18 protein-coding genes are annotated in these 17,686 nt (G+C 74.5%); 15 read left to right on the top strand and 3 right to left on the bottom strand.

Translation table 11 applies throughout. From position 1 onward, the window contains the following. The first annotated feature begins 12 nt into the window (after nt 1–12). From ACH5AR_RS01640 to ACH5AR_RS01665, 6 genes are all read left to right on the top strand, one after another. Nucleotides 13–1,116: an ABC transporter substrate-binding protein gene (locus ACH5AR_RS01640; RefSeq protein ID WP_396299335.1), complete on the top strand. Its 1,104-nt coding sequence runs from the start codon at nt 13–15 to the stop codon at nt 1,114–1,116. A 71-nt stretch (nt 1,117–1,187) separates the two neighbouring features. Further along, nucleotides 1,188–2,264 carry an ABC transporter substrate-binding protein gene (locus ACH5AR_RS01645; protein WP_396299336.1) on the top strand — a complete coding sequence of 359 codons (1,077 nt, stop codon included), beginning with the start codon at nt 1,188–1,190 and terminating at the stop codon, nt 2,262–2,264. A gap of 5 nt (nt 2,265–2,269) precedes the next feature. Beyond that, nucleotides 2,270–3,130, top strand: a complete 861-nt coding sequence (locus tag ACH5AR_RS01650; protein ID WP_396299533.1) for an ABC transporter permease — start codon at nt 2,270–2,272, stop codon at nt 3,128–3,130. Next, complete coding sequence (locus ACH5AR_RS01655) at nt 3,127–3,891, top strand: ABC transporter ATP-binding protein (RefSeq protein WP_396299337.1); 765 nt, start codon at nt 3,127–3,129, stop codon at nt 3,889–3,891. The genes ACH5AR_RS01650 and ACH5AR_RS01655 overlap by 4 nt, the downstream gene beginning before the upstream one ends. 163 nt (nt 3,892–4,054) lie before the next feature. Next, on the top strand, nt 4,055–4,960 hold the full coding sequence (locus ACH5AR_RS01660; RefSeq protein WP_396299338.1) for an ABC transporter substrate-binding protein: 906 nt from the start codon (nt 4,055–4,057) through the stop codon (nt 4,958–4,960). Nucleotides 4,961–4,963: 3 nt separating this feature from the next. After that, on the top strand, nt 4,964–6,046 hold the full coding sequence (locus ACH5AR_RS01665) for an LLM class flavin-dependent oxidoreductase (protein ID WP_396299339.1): 1,083 nt from the start codon (nt 4,964–4,966) through the stop codon (nt 6,044–6,046). A gap of 147 nt (nt 6,047–6,193) precedes the next feature. Here the strand turns inward: ACH5AR_RS01665 and ACH5AR_RS01670 are convergent, their stop codons facing one another. Further along, on the bottom strand, nt 6,194–7,186 hold the full coding sequence (locus tag ACH5AR_RS01670) for an aldo/keto reductase (protein WP_396299340.1): 993 nt from the start codon (nt 7,184–7,186) through the stop codon (nt 6,194–6,196). Between the two features lie 418 nt (nt 7,187–7,604). On the opposite strand from ACH5AR_RS01670, the gene ACH5AR_RS01675 reads away from it, so the two are divergent. The 6 genes from ACH5AR_RS01675 (at nt 7,605) to ACH5AR_RS01700 (ending at nt 12,375) form a co-directional block, all read left to right on the top strand. Further along, nucleotides 7,605–8,624 (top strand): LLM class flavin-dependent oxidoreductase, encoded by a 1,020-nt coding sequence (locus tag ACH5AR_RS01675; RefSeq protein WP_396299341.1) that lies wholly within the window; start codon nt 7,605–7,607, stop codon nt 8,622–8,624. Nucleotides 8,625–9,026: 402 nt separating this feature from the next. Then, nucleotides 9,027–9,593 carry a TetR/AcrR family transcriptional regulator gene (locus ACH5AR_RS01680; protein ID WP_396299342.1) on the top strand — a complete coding sequence of 189 codons (567 nt, stop codon included), beginning with the start codon at nt 9,027–9,029 and terminating at the stop codon, nt 9,591–9,593. 96 nt (nt 9,594–9,689) lie between these two features. After that, the gene (locus tag ACH5AR_RS01685) at nt 9,690–10,316 is read left to right on the top strand and encodes a DUF4865 family protein (RefSeq protein WP_396299343.1); all 627 of its coding nucleotides are present in this window, start codon (nt 9,690–9,692) and stop codon (nt 10,314–10,316) included. A gap of 17 nt (nt 10,317–10,333) precedes the next feature. Beyond that, complete coding sequence (locus ACH5AR_RS01690) at nt 10,334–10,816, top strand: carboxymuconolactone decarboxylase family protein (RefSeq protein ID WP_396299344.1); 483 nt, start codon at nt 10,334–10,336, stop codon at nt 10,814–10,816. Beyond that, nucleotides 10,813–11,841: a phosphotriesterase gene (locus ACH5AR_RS01695; RefSeq protein WP_396299345.1), complete on the top strand. Its 1,029-nt coding sequence runs from the start codon at nt 10,813–10,815 to the stop codon at nt 11,839–11,841. The genes ACH5AR_RS01690 and ACH5AR_RS01695 overlap by 4 nt, the downstream gene beginning before the upstream one ends. Before the next feature lie 42 nt (nt 11,842–11,883). Continuing rightward, the gene (locus ACH5AR_RS01700; protein WP_396299346.1) at nt 11,884–12,375 is read left to right on the top strand and encodes a GNAT family N-acetyltransferase; all 492 of its coding nucleotides are present in this window, start codon (nt 11,884–11,886) and stop codon (nt 12,373–12,375) included. Between the two features lie 227 nt (nt 12,376–12,602). On the opposite strand, the gene ACH5AR_RS01705 is transcribed toward ACH5AR_RS01700, so the two are convergent. Next, on the bottom strand, nt 12,603–13,367 hold the full coding sequence (locus ACH5AR_RS01705) for an SDR family NAD(P)-dependent oxidoreductase (RefSeq protein WP_396299347.1): 765 nt from the start codon (nt 13,365–13,367) through the stop codon (nt 12,603–12,605). A gap of 136 nt (nt 13,368–13,503) precedes the next feature. Here ACH5AR_RS01705 and ACH5AR_RS01710 point away from each other — a divergent pair, with 136 nt between their 5' ends. Continuing rightward, nucleotides 13,504–14,133: a TetR family transcriptional regulator gene (locus ACH5AR_RS01710; protein ID WP_396299348.1), complete on the top strand. Its 630-nt coding sequence runs from the start codon at nt 13,504–13,506 to the stop codon at nt 14,131–14,133. 262 nt (nt 14,134–14,395) lie between these two features. Then, a complete protein-coding gene (locus ACH5AR_RS01715; protein WP_396299349.1) occupies nt 14,396–15,538 on the top strand; it encodes an alpha/beta hydrolase in 1,143 nt (380 codons plus the stop codon). A 133-nt stretch (nt 15,539–15,671) separates the two neighbouring features. Here the strand turns inward: ACH5AR_RS01715 and ACH5AR_RS01720 are convergent, their stop codons facing one another. After that, nucleotides 15,672–16,001 (bottom strand): MoaF-related domain-containing protein, encoded by a 330-nt coding sequence (locus tag ACH5AR_RS01720; protein WP_396299350.1) that lies wholly within the window; start codon nt 15,999–16,001, stop codon nt 15,672–15,674. Nucleotides 16,002–16,212: 211 nt separating this feature from the next. Between ACH5AR_RS01720 and ACH5AR_RS01725 the strand changes: the two genes are divergently transcribed. Further along, complete coding sequence (locus ACH5AR_RS01725; protein WP_396299351.1) at nt 16,213–17,517, top strand: esterase/lipase family protein; 1,305 nt, start codon at nt 16,213–16,215, stop codon at nt 17,515–17,517. Nucleotides 17,518–17,686: the final 169 nt, after the last annotated feature.

Consider the following 17,686-nt stretch of genomic DNA (forward strand, 5'->3'; position numbering starts at 1 on the left):
GGACCAACTCCGTTGTCCAGTCGTACCCAGAACGCACTCCCGCTCCCCGACACCCTCTGGTTCACCCGCTGCCCGGTGCCCACCGCGACCGGGATCGCCGCCGACCGGGGCTGGCTGGCCCGCGAGTTCGCCGCCGACGGCATCGCCGTCCGCTCGCTGCAGGACGCTCCGCCGGAGGTGGCCGCGGACCACCACTACACCCACGCGCTGACCGGGCTGTTCCGGGAGGGCGGCAACGTCCCCGCGCTGTGGGCCCGTTCGCGGGGCGAGGCGACCAGGCTGATCGGCCTCACCTGGATCGAGGAGCGCCAGGTGGTGCTGGTACGGGCCGGCAGCGGGGTCACCGAGCCCGGGCAGCTGCGCGGGCTGCGGCTGGCCGTCCCACATCATGACATCGGCATCGACTTCTGGCGGGCGATGGCGCTGGCCGGCCTGCGCGGGGCCCTCGGGCTCGCGGGCCTCGCCCTGGAGGACGCCCACCTGGTGGACGTGCCGGGCGTGCCGGGCGGCGGGCAGTGGTCGGCCGAGCTGGCCGCGCTGCGGGACGGCACGGTGGACGCGGTGTACGTGAAGGGGGCGCTCGCCGTCGAGGCGGCCCGGAGGGTCGGCGCCGAGGTGGCCGTGGAACTGGACGCGGCACCGGACCGCCGGGCCCGGGTCAACAACGGCACGCCCCGGCCGATCACCGTCCACCAGCGGCTGCTGGACGAGCGGCCGGAGCTGGTCGCCCGCTTCCTCGCGGTACTGCTGGAGGCCGCCGACTGGGCGGCGGAGCACCCGGCGGAGGTGGGGCGGATCCTTCAGGCCGAGACCGGGGCCGGGGCCGAAGGCGTCGCCGGGGCCTATGCGGCGGGCAGCCACCGCACCCTGCACCTGGACCTGTCGGCGGAGCGGCTGGAGCTGCTGGCGCTGCAGGAACGATTCCTCGGGGAGCAGGGCTTCCTTGCCGCGCCGGTGGACGTTCAGGCCTGGGCCGATCCGGAGCCGCTCCGCGCGGCCCGCGAGCTGCTGCGGGTCCGGCGTGCGGGTGCGGGTGCGGGTGCAGGGGCGGGGACAGGCACGGGGGCAGGGGCGGGCAGCGGCGCGGACAGCGTTCGGATCACAGACTTCAGGTAACAGCGTTCAGCAAACAGATTTCGAAAGTTGTCAGCTGTCCGCTGTCAGCCGCCACTCACATGGAGACCCCCGTGAAGACCCCCCGCCGCCCGCTCCGCAGCCCGCGCCTCCACCCGCGCCTCCCCCTGCTCGCCCTCGCCGCCACCGCGCTGCTCGCCTCCACGGCCCTGACCGCCTGCGGCTCGTCCGCCGACGGCGCCAAGGCCTCCGCCGGCAGCGGGAACGGGAGCGGCGGCAAGGCCGAGGTGGTGCTCCGCCTGCCCGACCCGGGCAACAACGGCTTCCTCGCCCGCGGCAAGAAGGACGGCTCGCTGGACCGCGCCCTGGCGGCCGTCCACGCCAAGGCCGCCTGGACCGGCAGCGCCGGCCCGTTCGCGCCCGCCGCCCAGGCCCTGTCCGCCGACCAACTGGACGTCGCCCAGGGCTCGATCACCTCCGCCGTCGCCGCACTCGCCCAGAAGCCCGGCTTCAAGCTGTTCGCCCAGACCGCGCCCGACGGCGTCGGCGAGGGGATCCTGGTGAAGAACGACTCGCCGGTCAAGTCCGTCCAGGACCTGGTCGGCCGGAAGGTCGCCGTCTCCCAGGGCGGCACCAGCGAGTACCTGCTGCTCAAGGCGCTGGCGAAGAACGGCGTACCGGCCGACAAGGTGGAGCGGGTCTACCTGCGCGCCGACCAGACCTCCGGGGTGTTCAACTCCGGCCAGGTGGACGCCTGGGCGACCTGGAACACCTTCTCCACCCCCGCCGTCGCCAACGCCGGTGCGCGCTTCCTGGTCAACGGACAGGAGGTCGGCTCGGACAACTACGCCGTCTGGGCGGTGCGCAACGGCTTCGCCGACAAGCACCCCGAGGTGGTCGCCGCGTTCTACGCCTACCTGCGCGAGAACGGAGAGAAGGAGAAGGCCGACCCGGCCGCCTACCTCAACGTGTTCACCGACGCCGGACCGACCGCCGTCACCCCCGCCGAGAAGGACGTCGCGGTGAACGTCAGCAGGCAGGGGACTCCGGCCGGCCCCATCACCGACGCCGACATCGCCCGCTTCGGAACGGTCGCCCAGTTCTTCGCCGACCAGAAGGTCACCAAGCAGCTGGTGGACGTCAAGCCGTACCTGATCGACGTCGACAAGCTCGCGGACGGTGCCAAGTGACCACCGTGACCGAGGCGTTCACCCCGGACGACGACACCCGGGCCGCCCTCGACGCCGGCCTGGTCGCCCCGCGGAGCCGCCGGCACCGGCCCCGCCCGCGGGCGCTCACCGCGACCCTGCGCACCATCGGTCCGCTCGCCCTGCTCGGCGGCTGGGCCGTCGCCTCCGCCACCGGCGCGCTGACCCAGGACGTGCTCGCCTCACCCGCCCAGGTGGCCCAGGCGGTGGGGGAGTTGTGGGGCAACGGCCAGCTGGCCGACGCCCTGTCCGTCTCCCTCACCAGGGCCGGACTCGGCCTGTTCTTCGGCGCGACCACCGGACTGGTGCTCGGCGTGGTCACCGGGTTCACCCGCCTCGGCGAGGAGCTGCTCGACTCCGCGATCCAGATCCTGCGGACCGTCCCGTTCCTCGCCCTCGTCCCGCTGTTCATGGTGTGGTTCGGCATCACCGAGACCGCCAAGGTGGCCCTGATCGGCGTCGCCACCAGCTTCCCGATGTACGTGTCCGCCTCGGGCGGGGTCCGCAGCACCGACCGCAAGCTGGTCGAGGCGATGCGCAGCTTCGGCCTCGGCCGCTGGGCGATCGTGCGCACGGTCGTGCTGCCCGGCGCGCTGCCCTCGCTGCTCTCCGGGCTGCGCCTGTCGATGACGCTGAGCGTGATCGCGCTGATCGCCGCCGAGGAGATCAACTCCACGGAGGGCATCGGGTACTTGATGGCCCAGGCGCAGAACTACTCGCGCACCGACGTGCTCGCCGTCTGCATCCTGATCTACGGGGTGCTCGGCCTCGCCGCCGACGGCATCGTCCGGGTCCTGGAGCGCGTGCTGATGCCGTGGCGCCAGGCCGTCCAGGGAGCCGCCCGATGACCGCCACACCCACCACGGCGACGCCTTCTCCCGCCCCGTCCGCGCCTCCCGGGGCGCAGCCGGGCACGGCCCCGGCCGTCCACCTGCGCGGCCTGCGCCGGGTGTTCGGCACCCGGGCGGTCCTGGACGGGGTCGACCTCTCCATCGCCCGCGGGGAGTTCGTCGCCCTGCTGGGCGCCAGCGGGACCGGCAAGACCACGCTGCTGCGCATCCTCGGGGCGCTCGACCAGGCGGACGAGGGCACCGTGCTCGTCCCGCCGGTCCGCACCGTGGTCTTCCAGGAGCCGCGGTTGGTGCCGTCCAAGCGGGTGCTGGCCAATGTCACGGTCGGCCTCCCGCGCGGCGCCGCGACCCGGGAGACCGGGCTGAAGGCGCTCGCCGAGGTCGGCCTGGAGCGGCACGCGCAGGCCTGGCCGGCCACCCTGTCGGGCGGTGAGGCGCAGCGCGTCGCGCTCGCCCGGGCGCTCGTCCGGGAGCCGCAACTCCTCCTGCTGGACGAGCCGTTCGCCGCCCTCGACGCGCTCACCCGCCTGCGCATGCAGGACCTCGTGGGGGCCCTGGTGCGCCGCCACCGCCCGGCGGTGCTGCTCGTCACCCACGACGTGGACGAGGCCGTCCGGCTCGCCGACCGGGTCGTGGTGCTGCGCGAGGGGCTGCTCGCCCGCGACGAGGCCGTCACCGTCGAGAGCCCGCGCGACCCGGCCGACCCGGCCTTCGCCGAGCTGCGGCGCCGACTGCTCGCCGACCTCGGCGTCCACTGACGGCGACGGCGCTCCGCGGCCACGACCGAGTACCCGGCCGCCCCCTGCCTCCGTCCCCCCCCCGCTCCCGACTGCCCGGGCCCCCGGCGGCCCTCGCCCGCCAGCCCGCCCGCCCCACCCGCGACCCCGACCGACCAAGCCCCGTACCACCGGAGTTGACCAGATGACCGTGACCCTCGGCGTCCACGCCAGCAACCCCTCGCTCTACTACCTCGCCCGACTCCCGTACCTGGACGAGGAGCTGGCGCCGCTCGGTGAGACCGGCGCCTTCCATCACTACACGGACGGCACCCGCACCGGCACGCTGCTCGCCGACCGGGTCATCGACTTCGGTGGCACCGGCTCCACGCCGCCGATCACCGCCCAGGCGGCCGGCCACGACCTGGTCTACGCGGCGGTCTCGGCCCCCCGCCCGGACCACGGCGCCCTGCTGGTCCTGGACTCCGGCCCGGTGCGGACGGTCGGGGACCTCAAGGGGACCACCGTCGTCCTCTCCGTGGGCTCCTGGCAGACCCACCTGCTGGCCAAGGCCCTGCACGCCCAGGGGCTTTCGTACGGTGACGACGTGACCCCGGCGCGGCCGGCAGCCGGGGAGGACCAGGCCCGGCGGCTGCGCGAGGGCGAGATCGCCGGCTGGATCGCCCAGGGCGCCGAACTCGCCGCCGCCCGGCGCACCGGTGAGTTCCGCGAGCTGGTCCGCACGGGTGACGTGATCACCGACCGCTCGGTCTTCTTCACCCGGAGGGACTTCGCGGCCGAGCGCCCCGAGGTCGTCGCCGCGATCGTGACCGCACTGCGCCGGGCGGACGCCTGGGCGGCCGCCAACCCGGCGGAGGCCGCCGCGATCGCCGCCGAGGAGCTGGGCGGCACGGCCGCCGACTGGCAGTCCGCGCTGGCCGCGCTGCCCTGGCGGCTGGAGCCCGCCACGGCCGGGTTCGTGGCCGAGCAGCAGGAGGCGGCGGACATCTTCCACGGCGTGGGCTTCATCGACCGGGCGCTGACCGTCGCCGACGCCCACCTCCCCGCGCTGGAGGCCCCGGTGGCCGCCGCGCTCGCGAAGGCGGTCTGACCCGTGGCCTCCGAAGTCCTCTGGTACATCATCCCGCGCGAGGGCCACTACCCCTGGGAGCCGGCCGGCCGCCGCCCGGTGGACCTCCGCTACCTCCAGCAACTCGCGGGCAGCGTCGAGCGCCTGGGCTACACCGGCGCCCTGCTCGCGACCGACCTGTACGACGTCTGGACGCTCGGCAGCGCGCTCGCGGCCGCCACCACCCCGGCCTTCAAGCCGCTGCTGGCCGTCCACCCGGGGCTGGTCTCGCCGACCCTGCTGGCCAAGATGGCGCTGAGCTTCGACCACCTGCACGGCGGGCGGCTGCGCTTCAACGTGGTGAACGGTTCGACCGCCCAGCTGCGCGAGTACGGCCTGGACGTCGAGCACGACGACCGCTACCGGCTCAGCGGCGAGTACTGGTCGATCGTCAAGCGCCTGACCGCAGGCGAAGTCTTCGACCACAAGGGCGAGTTCTACGAACTGGCGAACGCGGGGGCGGGCCTGCGCGAGCTGCCCCCGGTGCAGCCCGGCGGCATTCCGCTGTGGTTCGGCGGCAGTTCGGCGGCCGGCATCGAGATGGCCGCCCAGCACGTGGACGTCTACCTGACCTGGGGCGAGCCGCCGCAGCTGCTCAAGGAGAAGCTGGACCTGGTCCGCGAGCGCGCCGCGGCCCACGGTCGGACCCTGCGGATCGGGCTGCGGCTGCACCTGATCGTCCGCGACACCGAGGACGAGGCCTGGGCGGCCGCCGACCGGCTGCTGGACGTCACCAGCGAGGCCACCTACGCCCGCCAGCTGGGCGGGGCGAAGGGGGAGGACGGGGTCGGCTGGCAGCGGCAGTTCCGCCAGCACGGCGGCAGGGTGCCGGCGCGGGCCCGCGAGCTGGAGGCCTACCCCAACCTCTGGCCGGGGATGAGCCTGTTCCGTCCCGGCCCGGGCACGGCGGTGGTCGGCTCGACGGCCCAGGTGATCGAGCGCCTCCAGGAGTTCGAGGCGCTGGGCGTCGACACCTTCATCCTCTCGGGCAACCCGCTGCTGGAGGAGGCCCACCGGATTGCAGAAACGGTTCTGCCCGCCCTGGGTATCAAGCGGCCGTCGAGCTGACGGCCGAGCCGGCGGACCGGGGCCCGCGGACCCCCAGGCCCGCAAACAAATGACAGCTGGCAGCTGACAGATTTCGAAATCTGTCAGCTGTCATCTGTCAGCGGTTACCTGTCACCCGTCATCCGCCGACCACCGACCGTCGCCTCTTCAGCGGCTCAGCCGGTCGATCTCCGCCAGCTCCTCCGCCGTCAGCGGACCGCCCGCCAGGGCGTCGAGGTTCTGGTCCAGCTGGGCCACGCTGCTCGCCCCGATGATCACCGAGACCACCCGCGGGTCCCGCAGCACCCAGCACAGCGCCAGCTGGGCCAGCGTCTGCCCGCGCCCCTCGGCGACCTTCGCCAGCGCCCGCAGCCGCTCCAGCTTCGGCCCGGTCAGCGCCTCCTCGGTGAGGAACTTCCCGACCGACATCCGCGAGCCCACCGGCACCTCCCCGGCCAGGTAGCGGTCGGTCAGCAGCCCCTGCGCCAGCGGCGAGTACGCGATCAGGCTGGTCCGGGTGTCACCCACCGCGTCCAGCACGCCGCCGTCCTCCACCGTCCGGTTGAGGATCGAGTACGCCGACTGGTTCATCAGCACCGGCGTCCCCAGCTCGCGCAGGATCGCCACCGCCTCCCGGTGCTGCTCCGCCGGGTAGTTGGAGATCGCGGCGTACAGCGCCTTGCCCGCGCGCACCGCGCTGTCGAGCGCCCCCATCGTCTCCTCGATCGGGGTGTCCGGGTCGTACCGGTGCGAGTAGAAGACGTCGACGTAGTCCAGCCCCATCCGCTCCAGCGACTGGTCGAGGCTGGCCAGCAGGTACTTGCGGCTGCCGCCGTTGCCGTACGGGCCGGGCCACATGTCCCAGCCGGCCTTGGTGGCGATGAACAGCTCGTCCCGGTACGGCCGGAAGTCCTGGGCGAACAGGTAGCCGAAGTTGCGCTCGGCGCTGCCGTACGGCGGCCCGTAGTTGTTCGCCAGGTCGAAGTGGGTCACGCCCCGGTCGAAGGCGCGGCGCAGCACCGCCCGCTGCACCTCCAGCGGCTGGGCGTCACCGAAGTTGTGCCAGAGCCCGAGCGAGACGGCGGGCAGCCGGACGCCGCTGTGCCCGGCCGTCCGGTAGGTCATCGAGTCATAGCGGTCATCTGCGGCGAGGTAGCTCATGCCGGACATCCTGCCAGCCTCGCCCGGCGGATCAAGCCCTTGCCCCCTTTCCGGTCGGTGCCTATGCTCGCGGGGAATCGTGTGCGTGCGGAGCGAGAGGGAGGCGAGATGGCAGTCCGGACCGTGACCGCCGCCGCAGCCCGCTGTTGTTGTCGCCGCCGCCGCAGTACCGTCCGCTGACGCCACCCTCGTGCCCCGGCCCTCCGGCCGCCCGAGCGCCGCGCGTCCGCCCGTGGGAGGGCAGCGGGAGGGTAGCGCCGGATCACCCCGGCTGCCCGCGCCCGGAGTTCCGTGCCGGTCCCCGGGGCCGGCCCCGGATCGCCCCCGGCCCACCCCCCGTGCATCCCCGAGCCCTTCAGGGCCCTTCGAGGCCCTTCCGAGCACTTTCGAGCACCTCCGAGCGTCCAAGGAGACCGCCGTGCGGTTCACCGTCTCGTCCCTCGTCGCGAACGCCCCCGACCCGGTCACCGGTGTCCGGCGCACCGCGCAGCAGAAGCTCCAGAGCGTCATCGACCAGGCGGTCCTCGCCGAGCGGCTCGGCTACGACGGCTACGGGGTGGGGGAGCGGCACGGCGAGCCGTTCCTCTCCCCGGCACCGCCCGTGCTGCTCAGCGCGATCGCCGCCCGCACCTCGACCATCCGGCTGTTCACCACGGTGACGGTGCTCAGCATCCTCGACCCGGTCCGGGTCGCCGAGGACTACGCGATGCTCGACCAACTCTCGGGAGGTCGGCTGGAGTTGATCGTCGGCAAGGGCAACGACCCGCGCCACTTCGGGCTGTTCGGCCTCCCCGAGGAGCGCCAGTGGGAGGCCCTCGCCGAGAACTACGGCCTACTGCGCAGGCTCTGGCGCGAGGAGAAGGTGACCTGGGAGGGCTCGACCCGACCGCCGCTCACGGACGCGACCGTCTCGCCGCGTCCGCTCCAGGACCCGATCCCGGTGTGGCACGGCAGCGCGACCAGCACCCGGTCCACCGACCTCGCGGCCCGCCACGGCGACCCGCTCTTCTCCGCCAACTCCTTCCATCCGCTGGAGAAGTACCGGGCTCTGGTCGAGCACTACCGCGAGCGCTGGGAGTACTACGGGCACGACCCGGAGCGGGCCAGGGTGGGTGCGAGCTTCGGCGGGCTGTACGTCGCCAGGCGCTCGCAGGACGCGGTCGAGGGCTTCCGGCCGTACTGGAACGCGCTGTTCGAGTCGGCGGCGGGCCGGCACAACAACTCGCCGTTCACCTCGTTGGAGGACGCGCTGGAGCGGGGATCGGCCCTGGTCGGCAGTCCGCAGCAGGTGATCGAGAAGATCCACCGCTACCACGAGGCCTTCGGCAACGAGGTGGTCGGCATCGGGGTGGACGCGCTCACCGAGGACGCCCAGCGGGAGCAACTGGAGCTGTTCGCGAGCGAGGTGGCCCCGGAAGTCCGCCGCGCACTGCCATAGCCCGCGCTGCCCTGCCTCTCGTGCTGCCCCTGCCTTCCGCGCTGCCTGTTCCTCCCGCGCTGCGTGTGCCTTCCGCGCTGCCCCTGCTGTCCGGGCCGGTGCGTCACCGGGCCCGCGCGCTGTCCTGCACGCGCGGGCCCGCCGTCCGCCCGCGCAATGCGCCGTGCACCCCTACGGCGCGTCACACCGACCACCGTCCGTGACGTGACGTGCGCCACCAGGTGCGCCGGAATGCTGTTCGGCGGCCCGGGGGATGACGAACGGTCGAGGGGCCGTGGCCGCCGGGGGGCGGCGCACGGCCCTCGGCCGTGTCGCCCGACGGCGGGCGGCTGCCGACCGGTGGCCGAGGAGACGGGCGGATCCCCTGGCCGTCTGTACCTACTGGTATGTACAGTGATCCGCATGAGCACCCAGGACCGCCTCATCGAGAGCACCCAGGCCCTCCTCTGGGAGCGCGGCTACGTCGGCACCAGCCCCAAGGCCATCCAGCAGCGCTCCGGGGTCGGCCAGGGCAGCATGTACCACCACTTCACCGGCAAGCCCGACCTCGCGGCCGCCGCCCTGCGCCGCAGTGCCGAGCAACTGCGGGGCGTCGCCGAGGCCGACTTTGCCGCCCCCGGCACCGCCTACGAGCGGATCGCCGCCTACCTGCGCCGGGACCGGGACGTCCTGCGCGGCTGCCGGATCGGCCGGATGGCCCAGGACCCGGACGTGGTCGCCGACCCGCACCTGCGCGCGCCCGTCGAGGAGACCTTCGACTGGCTGCGCGGCCGGATCGCCGGGCTGGTCGCCGAAGGCCAGGCGGCCGGCGAGTTCGCCGCCGGCCTCGATCCGGCGGACACCGCCGCGGCCGTGGTGGCCGTCGTCCAGGGCGGCTACGTCCTGGCCCGCGCCGCCGCCGACGCCGAGCCGTTCGACCGGGCCGTCCGCGGCGCCCTCGGCCTGCTCGCGGCACACCGCACGGCCTGACCGGCGGGGGCCGGCCCCTGACCCCCGCCCGCAGGCCCGCTGGAACCGCTGAAGCCGACGAGTCCGCCGAGGCCGCCGAACCCGAGGAGCCCCGCCGTGCACGCCATGCAGTACGAGATCACCCTCCCCGCCGACTACGACATGGGCATCATCCGCAAGCGGGTCGCCGACAAGGGCCACCTGCTCGACACCCACCCCGGACTCGGCCTCAAGGCCTACCTGGTCCGCGAGCGCGGGCAGCAGGGCTCGCCCGTCAACCAGTACGCGCCGTTCTACCTCTGGCGCACCGCCGAGGGCATGAACGGCTTCCTCTGGGGGCCGGGCTTCCGGGGCCTGAGCGCCGACTTCGGCCGCCCGACCGTCCGGCACTGGCTGGGCGCGGGCCTGTCCCACGGCGCGGCGCCGACGGCGGGCGGCGCGCCGGCCGGTCGTGCGACGGTCGGTCGTGCGACGGCCGGGCCGCCCACCACCGCCACCCGCGAGACCGTACGGCTACCGGAAGCCGTCGACCCGGCCGAGGCCGTCGAGCGGGCGCTCGCCGAACTGCCCGTGCGCCCGGCCCTGCACACCGCCGCCGTGGCCGTCGACCCGAGCCGCTGGGAACTGCTGCGCTTCGCCCTCTGGCACGGCCCGGCCCCCGAGGACGCGCCCGGCGTCCGGTACCAGGTGCTGCACCTGTCCCGCCCCGAACTCGACCGGCTGCCGGCCGGCCGCCACTGGTGAGAGGACCCACCGCTCCGATGACCCCCACGACTGCTCCCGCCGGCACCGGCCTCACCCCCGCCCCGTTCGACCGCGCGGCCGGTCTCGCCCTGCTCGCCACCCTCGGCGGTCCGGGCGCGGCCGCCGCCCTCGACGGCCTGGAGGCCGTCGCTCCCGGTCTCCCCGACTGGATCGTCACCGGTCTGTTCGGCGGCACCTATCAGCGCCCCGGCCTTGCCCTGCGCGACCGCCAGATCGCCAACCTGGCCGCCCTCACCGCCCTCGGCGGCGTCGAGCCGCAGCTCGCCGACCACGTCCGCTACAGCCGGCGGATCGGCCTGACGGAGGCGGAGATCACCGAGGTGATGGTCCACCTGGCGCCGTACGTCGGCCTCCCCAAGGTGCTGGCGGGCCTGCGCGTCGCCACCGCCACCTTCACCGAGCACGAGGCCGGCACGTCCGCGGCCACCGGCACCTCCGCGGCCACCGCCACGTCCGGGGGCGGAGGAGCCGAGGCATGAGCCGCGCCGTCCGTACCGTCCGCACCGTGCTCGGCGACCTGGACCCCGCCGACCTCGGTGTGACCGACGCCCACGACCACCTGTTCATCCGCAGCCCGCTGCTCCCCGGCCAGGAGCTGGACGACCCGGCCGCCGCCGAGGACGTCCTGCGCGCCTTCGCCGCCGCCGGTGGCCGCACGCTGGTCCAGTGGACCCCGATCGGCCTGGGGCGGGGTGCGGACTCGCTCGCCGCGCTCTCCCGTAGCACCGGCGTGCGGATCGTCGCGGCCACCGGCGCGCACCAGGCGGTGCACTACCCGCCAAGCTGCTTCCCCGCATCCGTCCCTGGCTCCGCATCGGCCCCCGGTCCCGCATCCGTCCCTGGCGCCGCGTCGGCCCCCGACCCCGAACCGGGCGCCACGGAAGTGGCCGAGGCCCCCCGCCCGTACGGGGACCTCGCGGAACGTTTCGTCGCCGAACTCACCACCGGTCTGCCCGGTGCGCCGGAGGGGACCAGGGCCGGTCTGATCAAGGTCGCGGCCGATCCGGGGCCCGAGAGCCGGCACACCCGGTGGACGATGGCCGCGGCCGCCGAGGCCCACCACGCCACCGGCGCCCCGATCGCCGTCCACCTGGAGGCCGACGGGAATCCGCTCGCGGTCGTGGACCGGCTGTGCCACCGGCACGGTGTCCCACCCGACCGGGTCATCCTCGGCCACCTCACCCGGCTGCCCGACCGCGCGCTGCACCGCTCCCTGGCCGGGGAAGGCGTGTACCTCGCCCTGGACAGCCCCTCCCGGGCGGGCCACCCCGGCGACCACCAGGCCTTCGAGGTGATCGCGGACCTGGTCGAGGCCGGGCACGCCGCCCAGCTGCTGCTCGGCGCCGACACCACGACCCGGACGGCCCGGGCGGCCGGCGGCCCGGCCCGGCTGCTCACCCGGCTCGCCCCGCGCCTCGCCCGCAGCCACGGGCCCGAACTGCCCGCGCTGCTCCTCACCGCCAACCCGGCCGCCGCCCTCGCCGCGGACTGGCGTACGCCGTAGCGGCCGGCCGGCCGGGCCGGCGGCGACGCTACGGTGCCGGACATGGTGACGCTGACGCTCCGAACCCTCACGACCGCCGACTGGCCGCTCTGGCGCGAGCTCCGCCTCGCCGCGCTGACCGACGCGCCGGAGTCCTTCAGGACCGGACTCGCCGACTGGCACCGGGGTGGTGAGGACCGCTGGCGTGCGCGGCTCGGCCTCCCGGGCGCCCACCACGTCGTGGCCCTGCTGGGTGGGGAGCCGGTCGGGCTGGTCGGCGGGCTGCCCGGGGCGCCGGACGGCGTGCGGGAGCTGCGCTCGCTCTGGGTCGCCCCGCAGGCGCGCGGGCAGGGTGTCGCGGACCGGCTCGTCGAGGAGGTCGAGCGCTGGGCCCGGGCCACCGGCGGCCGCACGCTGCGGCTCGCCGTGCTCCCCGGCAACGCCGCGGCGCTCGCCCTCTACCGCCGCCACGGCTTCGCCCCGCTCGCGGAGCCCGGTGGGCCGCTCGCGGACGGGGCCGGCCGGGAGCTCCTGCTGGCGAAGCCCCTGCGGTGACATCCGGCGCCCGGTCGCCGCCCCGGTGCGGGCACCGCCCGCACTGCGCCCATCACGGCCGAGCCGGGAGCGGCGCAGGCACACACGGCGGGAGCAGACGCCGGGAACGCGCGCCGGGAACGCGCGCCGGCGGGGCCCGTGCCGTACGGGGGACGGCACGGGCCCCGCCGGCGGCCGGACCGGGACCGGGTGGAGCCCGGACCGGGGCCGACGGGGCGACCGACGGGTCACATGTGGGTGCCGCCGTCGATGCGCAGCTCGGTGCCGGTGACGAAGGCGCCGTCGTCGGAGGCGAGCATGGCGATCACGCCGGCCACCGTCTCCGGGCCGGCGAAGCCCTGGCCCAGGGCGGGGGAGAGCTTGGCCAGCAGGCTGAGGTCGGCGTCGGCGGGCAGGCCCGGGTTGTGGGTCATGCCGCTGTCGATGCTGCCCGGCGCGACGCAGACCGCGCGCAGGCCCTGCTTCGAGTACTCCGAGGCGATGGCGTGGGTGAAGGACTGGATGCCGCCCTTGGTCGCGGCGTACGCCGCCATGTAGGGGTGGGCGAAGCTCGCGGAGGTGGAGCTGAAGTTGACCACCACGCCCTTGCCGCCCGCGAGCAGCGCGGGAAGCGCCTCGCGGGTCATCAGGAAGGTGCCGGTCAGGTTCACCGCGAGGAGCTTGTTCCAGAACTCCAGGCTGGTCTCGTGGGTGTGCGAGGACCGGAGGATGCCGGCCGCGTTGACCAGCACGTCCAGGCCGCCCAGGGCGGCGATCGCCTCGGCGACGCCTGCGACGACGGCCTTCTCGTCCGCGATGTCCAGCACCAGGACGGTCAGGCGGTCCGCAGTGCCGTCGGCGGCGGCGCGGTCCAGGGTCTTCTTCAGGCCGTCCTCGTTGACGTCGACGGCGACGACCTTCCCGCCCTCGGCGAGGATCCGGTGCACGGTGGCCTGGCCGATGCCCGAGCCGCCGCCGGTGACCAGGACGTTCCGTCCGCTGAAGCGCTCCATGGGGGTACTCCGTTCAATCGCGTTCTCTCGTTCTCCTAGGCACGGTACGCCTGCATGGCACGTTGTGCCAAAAAGTCTCATTGCGCCATTCCGTCATGACGTGCCGGGGTGGCATACGTCCGCGTAGGCTGGCCCCGTGACCGGACGCCCGACCCTGACCCAGCGCCGCCGTGAGGCCACCCGGCTGGAGATCGCCCGCGCCGCCGCCGCGCTCTTCGCCGAGCGGGGAGCCGAAGCGACCACGGCCGAGGAGATCGCCCTCGCCGCGGGCATCTCGCTGCGCACCTTCTACCGCTACTTCTCCGTCAAGGAGGACGCCGTCGCCCCGCTGCTCGCGGCGGGTGGGCAGGAGTGGGTGGAACTGTTCGTGGCGAGCCCCGCCGACCTGCCGCTGCGCGAGGCGTTGGAGCGCGCGGCGGTCGCGTCGCTGACGCCGGCCGACGAGGCGCGGGCCGAGATGATGCAGTGGGCGCGTGGCCTGCTGCGCGATCCGAGGCTGGGTGTCACCTGGCAGCGCGTCCACGCGGACTCGGAGGAGCGGCTGCGGGCGGCTCTCGCGAAGCGCTGCCAGGAGGGCACCGACGCGCTGGAGATCCGCCTGGCCGCCGCCGCCGCGACGGCGGCGATCCGGGTGGCCCTGGAGCAGTGGGCCGCCTCCGACGCACCGCTCGCCGGCCCGGGCTCCCCGCAGGACCTCGGGGCGCGCTGCATGCGCGAGCTCACGGCGGGGCTGCGGCTCTGGGGCCGGACGGCTGACGGCGGCTGACGGGTGCCGGCTGACAGCTGGCAGCTGCTGGCCGACGACCGACAGCCGACGGCTGACAGCTTTCAGCTGACAACTTTCGAAATCTGTTATCTGAATGTTGTCAACTGTCAGCCCCGCTCCCCGTAACCTCCCAGCCGCGGTCAGCCTTCTCCCAGCCGGCGGCTAGGGTGGGTCCTCGCGCCCCGGCGGGGGAACCGGGGTGGCCTCCTCGGATGTCCCCAGCGGAGGGGACTGGAGTTCGAGGCGTGGGAGCAAGCGGGACATGGGTCTGACGAGCCACAAGGTGCTGGCGCTGACCGCACTGGTCGCGGTCGTGATGATGGTCGGCACGGTCTGGTTGTGGCCCAGGCTCGCGAAGAAGACCTGGCAGGCGGTGCTCGGACGGATCGGCGCACTGCTGGCCACCCAGCTCACGGTGCTCGCCGCACTCGGCCTGGTCGCGAACAACTACTTCGCCTTCTACAGCAGTTGGGACGACCTGCTGGGCACCGGCGACACCGGCCCGGTGGTCATCCACAACAAGGCGGACGCCTCCGGCCGGCTGATGGTGGAGACGGTGGGCCAGGCCGCGGTCAAGGGCGGCGGCGCGATGGGCCGTGAGCCCGCCCAGTCCGGCGAGATCCGCAAGGTCCGGATCGACGGCGCGGTCAGCCGGCTCTCCACCGAGGGCTACGTCTACCTGCCTCCGCAGTACTTCCAGCCGGAGTACGCCCGGAAGCAGTTCCCGGCCGTGATCGTCAGCACCGGATTCCCAGGAATCGCCGAGAACCTGATCACCCGCTTCAACTACCCGGGCGCCGCGCTCAAGCTCCTCCAGGAGGGGCGGATGCAGCCGACCGTCATGGTCCTGGTACGCCCCTCGCCCGCGCTGCCGCAGGACACCGAGTGCGAGGACATCCCGAACGGCCCGCAGTCCGACACGTACTTCACCAAGGACGTGCCCTCGGCGATCCAGGCCAGCTACCGGGTCTCCACGGACCCGCAGGCGTGGGCCTTCATGGGCAACTCGACCGGCGGCTACTGCGCCCTGAAGCTGGCCATGCGCCACCCGGACGTCTTCCCGACCGCCGTCGCCCTGTCCGCCTACTACGACGCCGCCGACGACCCGACCACGGGCGACCTCTTCGGCGGCAGCAGGCAGCGCCGCGACGAGGCCAACCTGCTGTGGCGGCTGAAGAACCTGCCGCAGCCGAAGGTGTCCGTGCTGCTGGCCGGCACCAAGAAGGGCGACGGCAACTACCGGCAGGAGACCGAGGCGTTCGTCGACGCGGTGCAGAGCCCGATGAAGGTCTCGTACAGCATGCTGGAGAACGGCGGCCACAACTTCGAGACCTGGAGCGCCCTGCTGCCCTCCTCGCTGGAGTGGCTGTCGCAGCACCTCAGGGTCCCCGACCAGTCGGCGTGACCCACCACCCGGTCCGACCCGACACCGGGCCGACCGGGTTCCCCTCAGTCGGAGCCGCAGCCCCAGGGGGCCGGTCGGCCCGCTCGGCCCCTTCGGCCAGGCCGCTTCGGCGTCCGGGCTCCCGTACCGCCGCTCAGGCCACCCGCTCCAGCGTCCCGGTGTGCAGCTGGCCGACCCGGCCGCCCTCGCCCTCGAAGGTCCAGAAGGCCCGCACCGTCAGCTTCCCGAGGTCCATCACATGGCTGACGGTGATCCCGCTCTGCTCCGTCCAGCTGACGAAGTAGACCTCCGGCGCGACCTCGGCGACGTGCAGCCGCACGTCCTCCCACTGGCCGGCGGACTCCCCGAGGCCCTCCCAGCGCAGCCGCGTGCCGTCGGCCGAGTAGGTGTTGCGGAAGGCCGCGCCGTTGTCGACCCGGAAGAGGTATGTACGGCCGGCGAAGGCGGGCAGGGGCGCGGTCATGGTGGGGCGGGTCCTCGTCTCGGTCGGGTCGTGGCGAGCCGTCCGGTCGGGCTCGCCGCTCTTGTGCACGGCGGAAGATGTCAGGGTTCCAATTTATCCGACCGGGCGCACTCGGTCAGGTCGTGGCCACGGTGCGGTCCGCCATCGCGCGGCGGCCCGGATGTGCGACCGGCACATGGGCAGGGCCGCGCGCCGGCCCTACCGTCCGGCCATGAGACGTACCCCCACCCGCCCCCGCCCGGCGAGACGCGTCCCCACCGCGCTCGCCGCCGTGCTCCTGACCCTGGCCGCCGCCCTGCTCGGCTCGCCCGCCGCCGCGCAGGCGGGCACGGCCCGGGCCGCGACCGCGGCTCCTTCCCCCGTCACCCTGGAAGCCTCCTTCCCCGGCCCCGGCAACGGCTGGGCCAAGGTCGAGCGCTACCTCGACACCACCCCCGGCTTCGGCGCCGAGCAGTTCCCCCCGGACGGCCGCGGCGACCAGGACGGGGCCCGCCGGACGTACTTCGGCACCGCTCGGCCCTCCTCCGCCCGGTTCCTGCTCTACTCCGCCGCCGGCTGGGACACCGGCAGCCGGGCCACGCCGGTCCTGCTGGTCCACGGCGCCAACGACAACGCCGACCGGGCCTGGGCCAACCCGGGGGAGAGCGGCGCCTGCGGTGCCGCGAGCTGCCCGTCGACCGGGCTCGCCCAGTACCTGGCAGGCACCGGCCACCGCGTCTTCGCGGTCGGCTTCGCCCACAAGCACGGCGACAACCTGCTCCAGGCGCAGGCGGTCGGCGACGCCGTCGCGCTGATCCGGGCCCGGCTCGGCGTCCCCCAGGTCGACGTGGTGGCCTGGAGCAAGGGTGAGGTCGCCGCCCGGGCGTACGTGTCCTCGGTGAAGCCCGCCTGGGGGAGGGCGTACGCGGGCGACGTGCGCCGACTGGTCACGCTGGGCGGGCCGCACGGCGGGCTCGACTACGTGTACGCGCACGGCTGGGACTTCGACCTGGTGACCTGGCCCGCCTGCGGCGGCACCGCCAACGCGCCGTCCCCGCACCTCTACATGACCTGCTACGGCACGTACACCGCGCAGCCCTGCCTCGGAGTGCTGCCGAGCGGCGGCCACGACTGCTTCCCGGGCCAGCGCCAACTGCTCGCCCGCTGGGACGGCACCTACGGGCTGGACACCACCGCGCAGGACTGGTGGACGACCTACTACGGCGGCCAGGGCTTCTACACCTCCGGCCAGGGCATCCAGGCGGCGATCGACGCGGGCTCGCTGATCGCCCCGCTGCGGCAGGCCGGTGTCCCGGCCTCGGTGCGCACCTACCTGCTGGCGGGCGGGTCCGCCGACATCCCGGGCGTGCTCAACGAGGGCCGCGGGCCGAGCGACGGCCTGGTCTTCACGGCGAGCGCGCTGGACACCACCGGGATCGCGACGGTCGGCGGGACCCGACTGCTCATCGGCCTGAACCACCTGGAGCTCGCCTGGGCGCCGGAGGCGGCGAACCAGGTCGACGCCTGGCTGAGCTGACCTGGCTCGACCTGACCCGAGCCGGCCTTGGGCCGAGCTGGCCCGGATCCCGGGCCGAACGCGGCCGGGCGCCGCCCCCCCGGGGGGCGGCCGCCCCCCCCGGCCGCGCCGGCGGGGGGGGGGCCCGCCCGCCGGGGGGCCCGGGCGGCCCCCCCCCAGGGGGACCGCC

It is taken from the genome of Kitasatospora sp. NPDC018619 (assembly GCF_044391605.1).
Classification (GTDB): Bacteria; Actinomycetota; Actinomycetes; order Streptomycetales; family Streptomycetaceae; genus Kitasatospora.

Bases quoted from the DNA above. Each gene is read 5' to 3' on its own strand.
- ACH5AR_RS01705 (WP_396299347.1), bottom strand. From the start codon at position 13,367: ATGGAGCGCTTCAGCGGACGGAACGTCCTGGTCACCGGCGGCGGCTCG.
- ACH5AR_RS01655 (WP_396299337.1), top strand. From the start codon at position 3,127: ATGACCGCCACACCCACCACGGCGACGCCTTCTCCCGCCCCGTCCGCG.
- ACH5AR_RS01725 (WP_396299351.1), top strand. From the start codon at position 16,213: ATGAGACGTACCCCCACCCGCCCCCGCCCGGCGAGACGCGTCCCCACC.
- ACH5AR_RS01695 (WP_396299345.1), top strand. From the start codon at position 10,813: ATGAGCCGCGCCGTCCGTACCGTCCGCACCGTGCTCGGCGACCTGGAC.
- ACH5AR_RS01690 (WP_396299344.1), top strand. From the start codon at position 10,334: ATGACCCCCACGACTGCTCCCGCCGGCACCGGCCTCACCCCCGCCCCG.
- ACH5AR_RS01715 (WP_396299349.1), top strand. From the start codon at position 14,396: ATGGGTCTGACGAGCCACAAGGTGCTGGCGCTGACCGCACTGGTCGCG.
- ACH5AR_RS01720 (WP_396299350.1), bottom strand. From the start codon at position 16,001: ATGACCGCGCCCCTGCCCGCCTTCGCCGGCCGTACATACCTCTTCCGG.
- ACH5AR_RS01680 (WP_396299342.1), top strand. From the start codon at position 9,027: ATGAGCACCCAGGACCGCCTCATCGAGAGCACCCAGGCCCTCCTCTGG.
- ACH5AR_RS01670 (WP_396299340.1), bottom strand. From the start codon at position 7,186: ATGAGCTACCTCGCCGCAGATGACCGCTATGACTCGATGACCTACCGG.
- ACH5AR_RS01700 (WP_396299346.1), top strand. From the start codon at position 11,884: ATGGTGACGCTGACGCTCCGAACCCTCACGACCGCCGACTGGCCGCTC.
- ACH5AR_RS01660 (WP_396299338.1), top strand. From the start codon at position 4,055: ATGACCGTGACCCTCGGCGTCCACGCCAGCAACCCCTCGCTCTACTAC.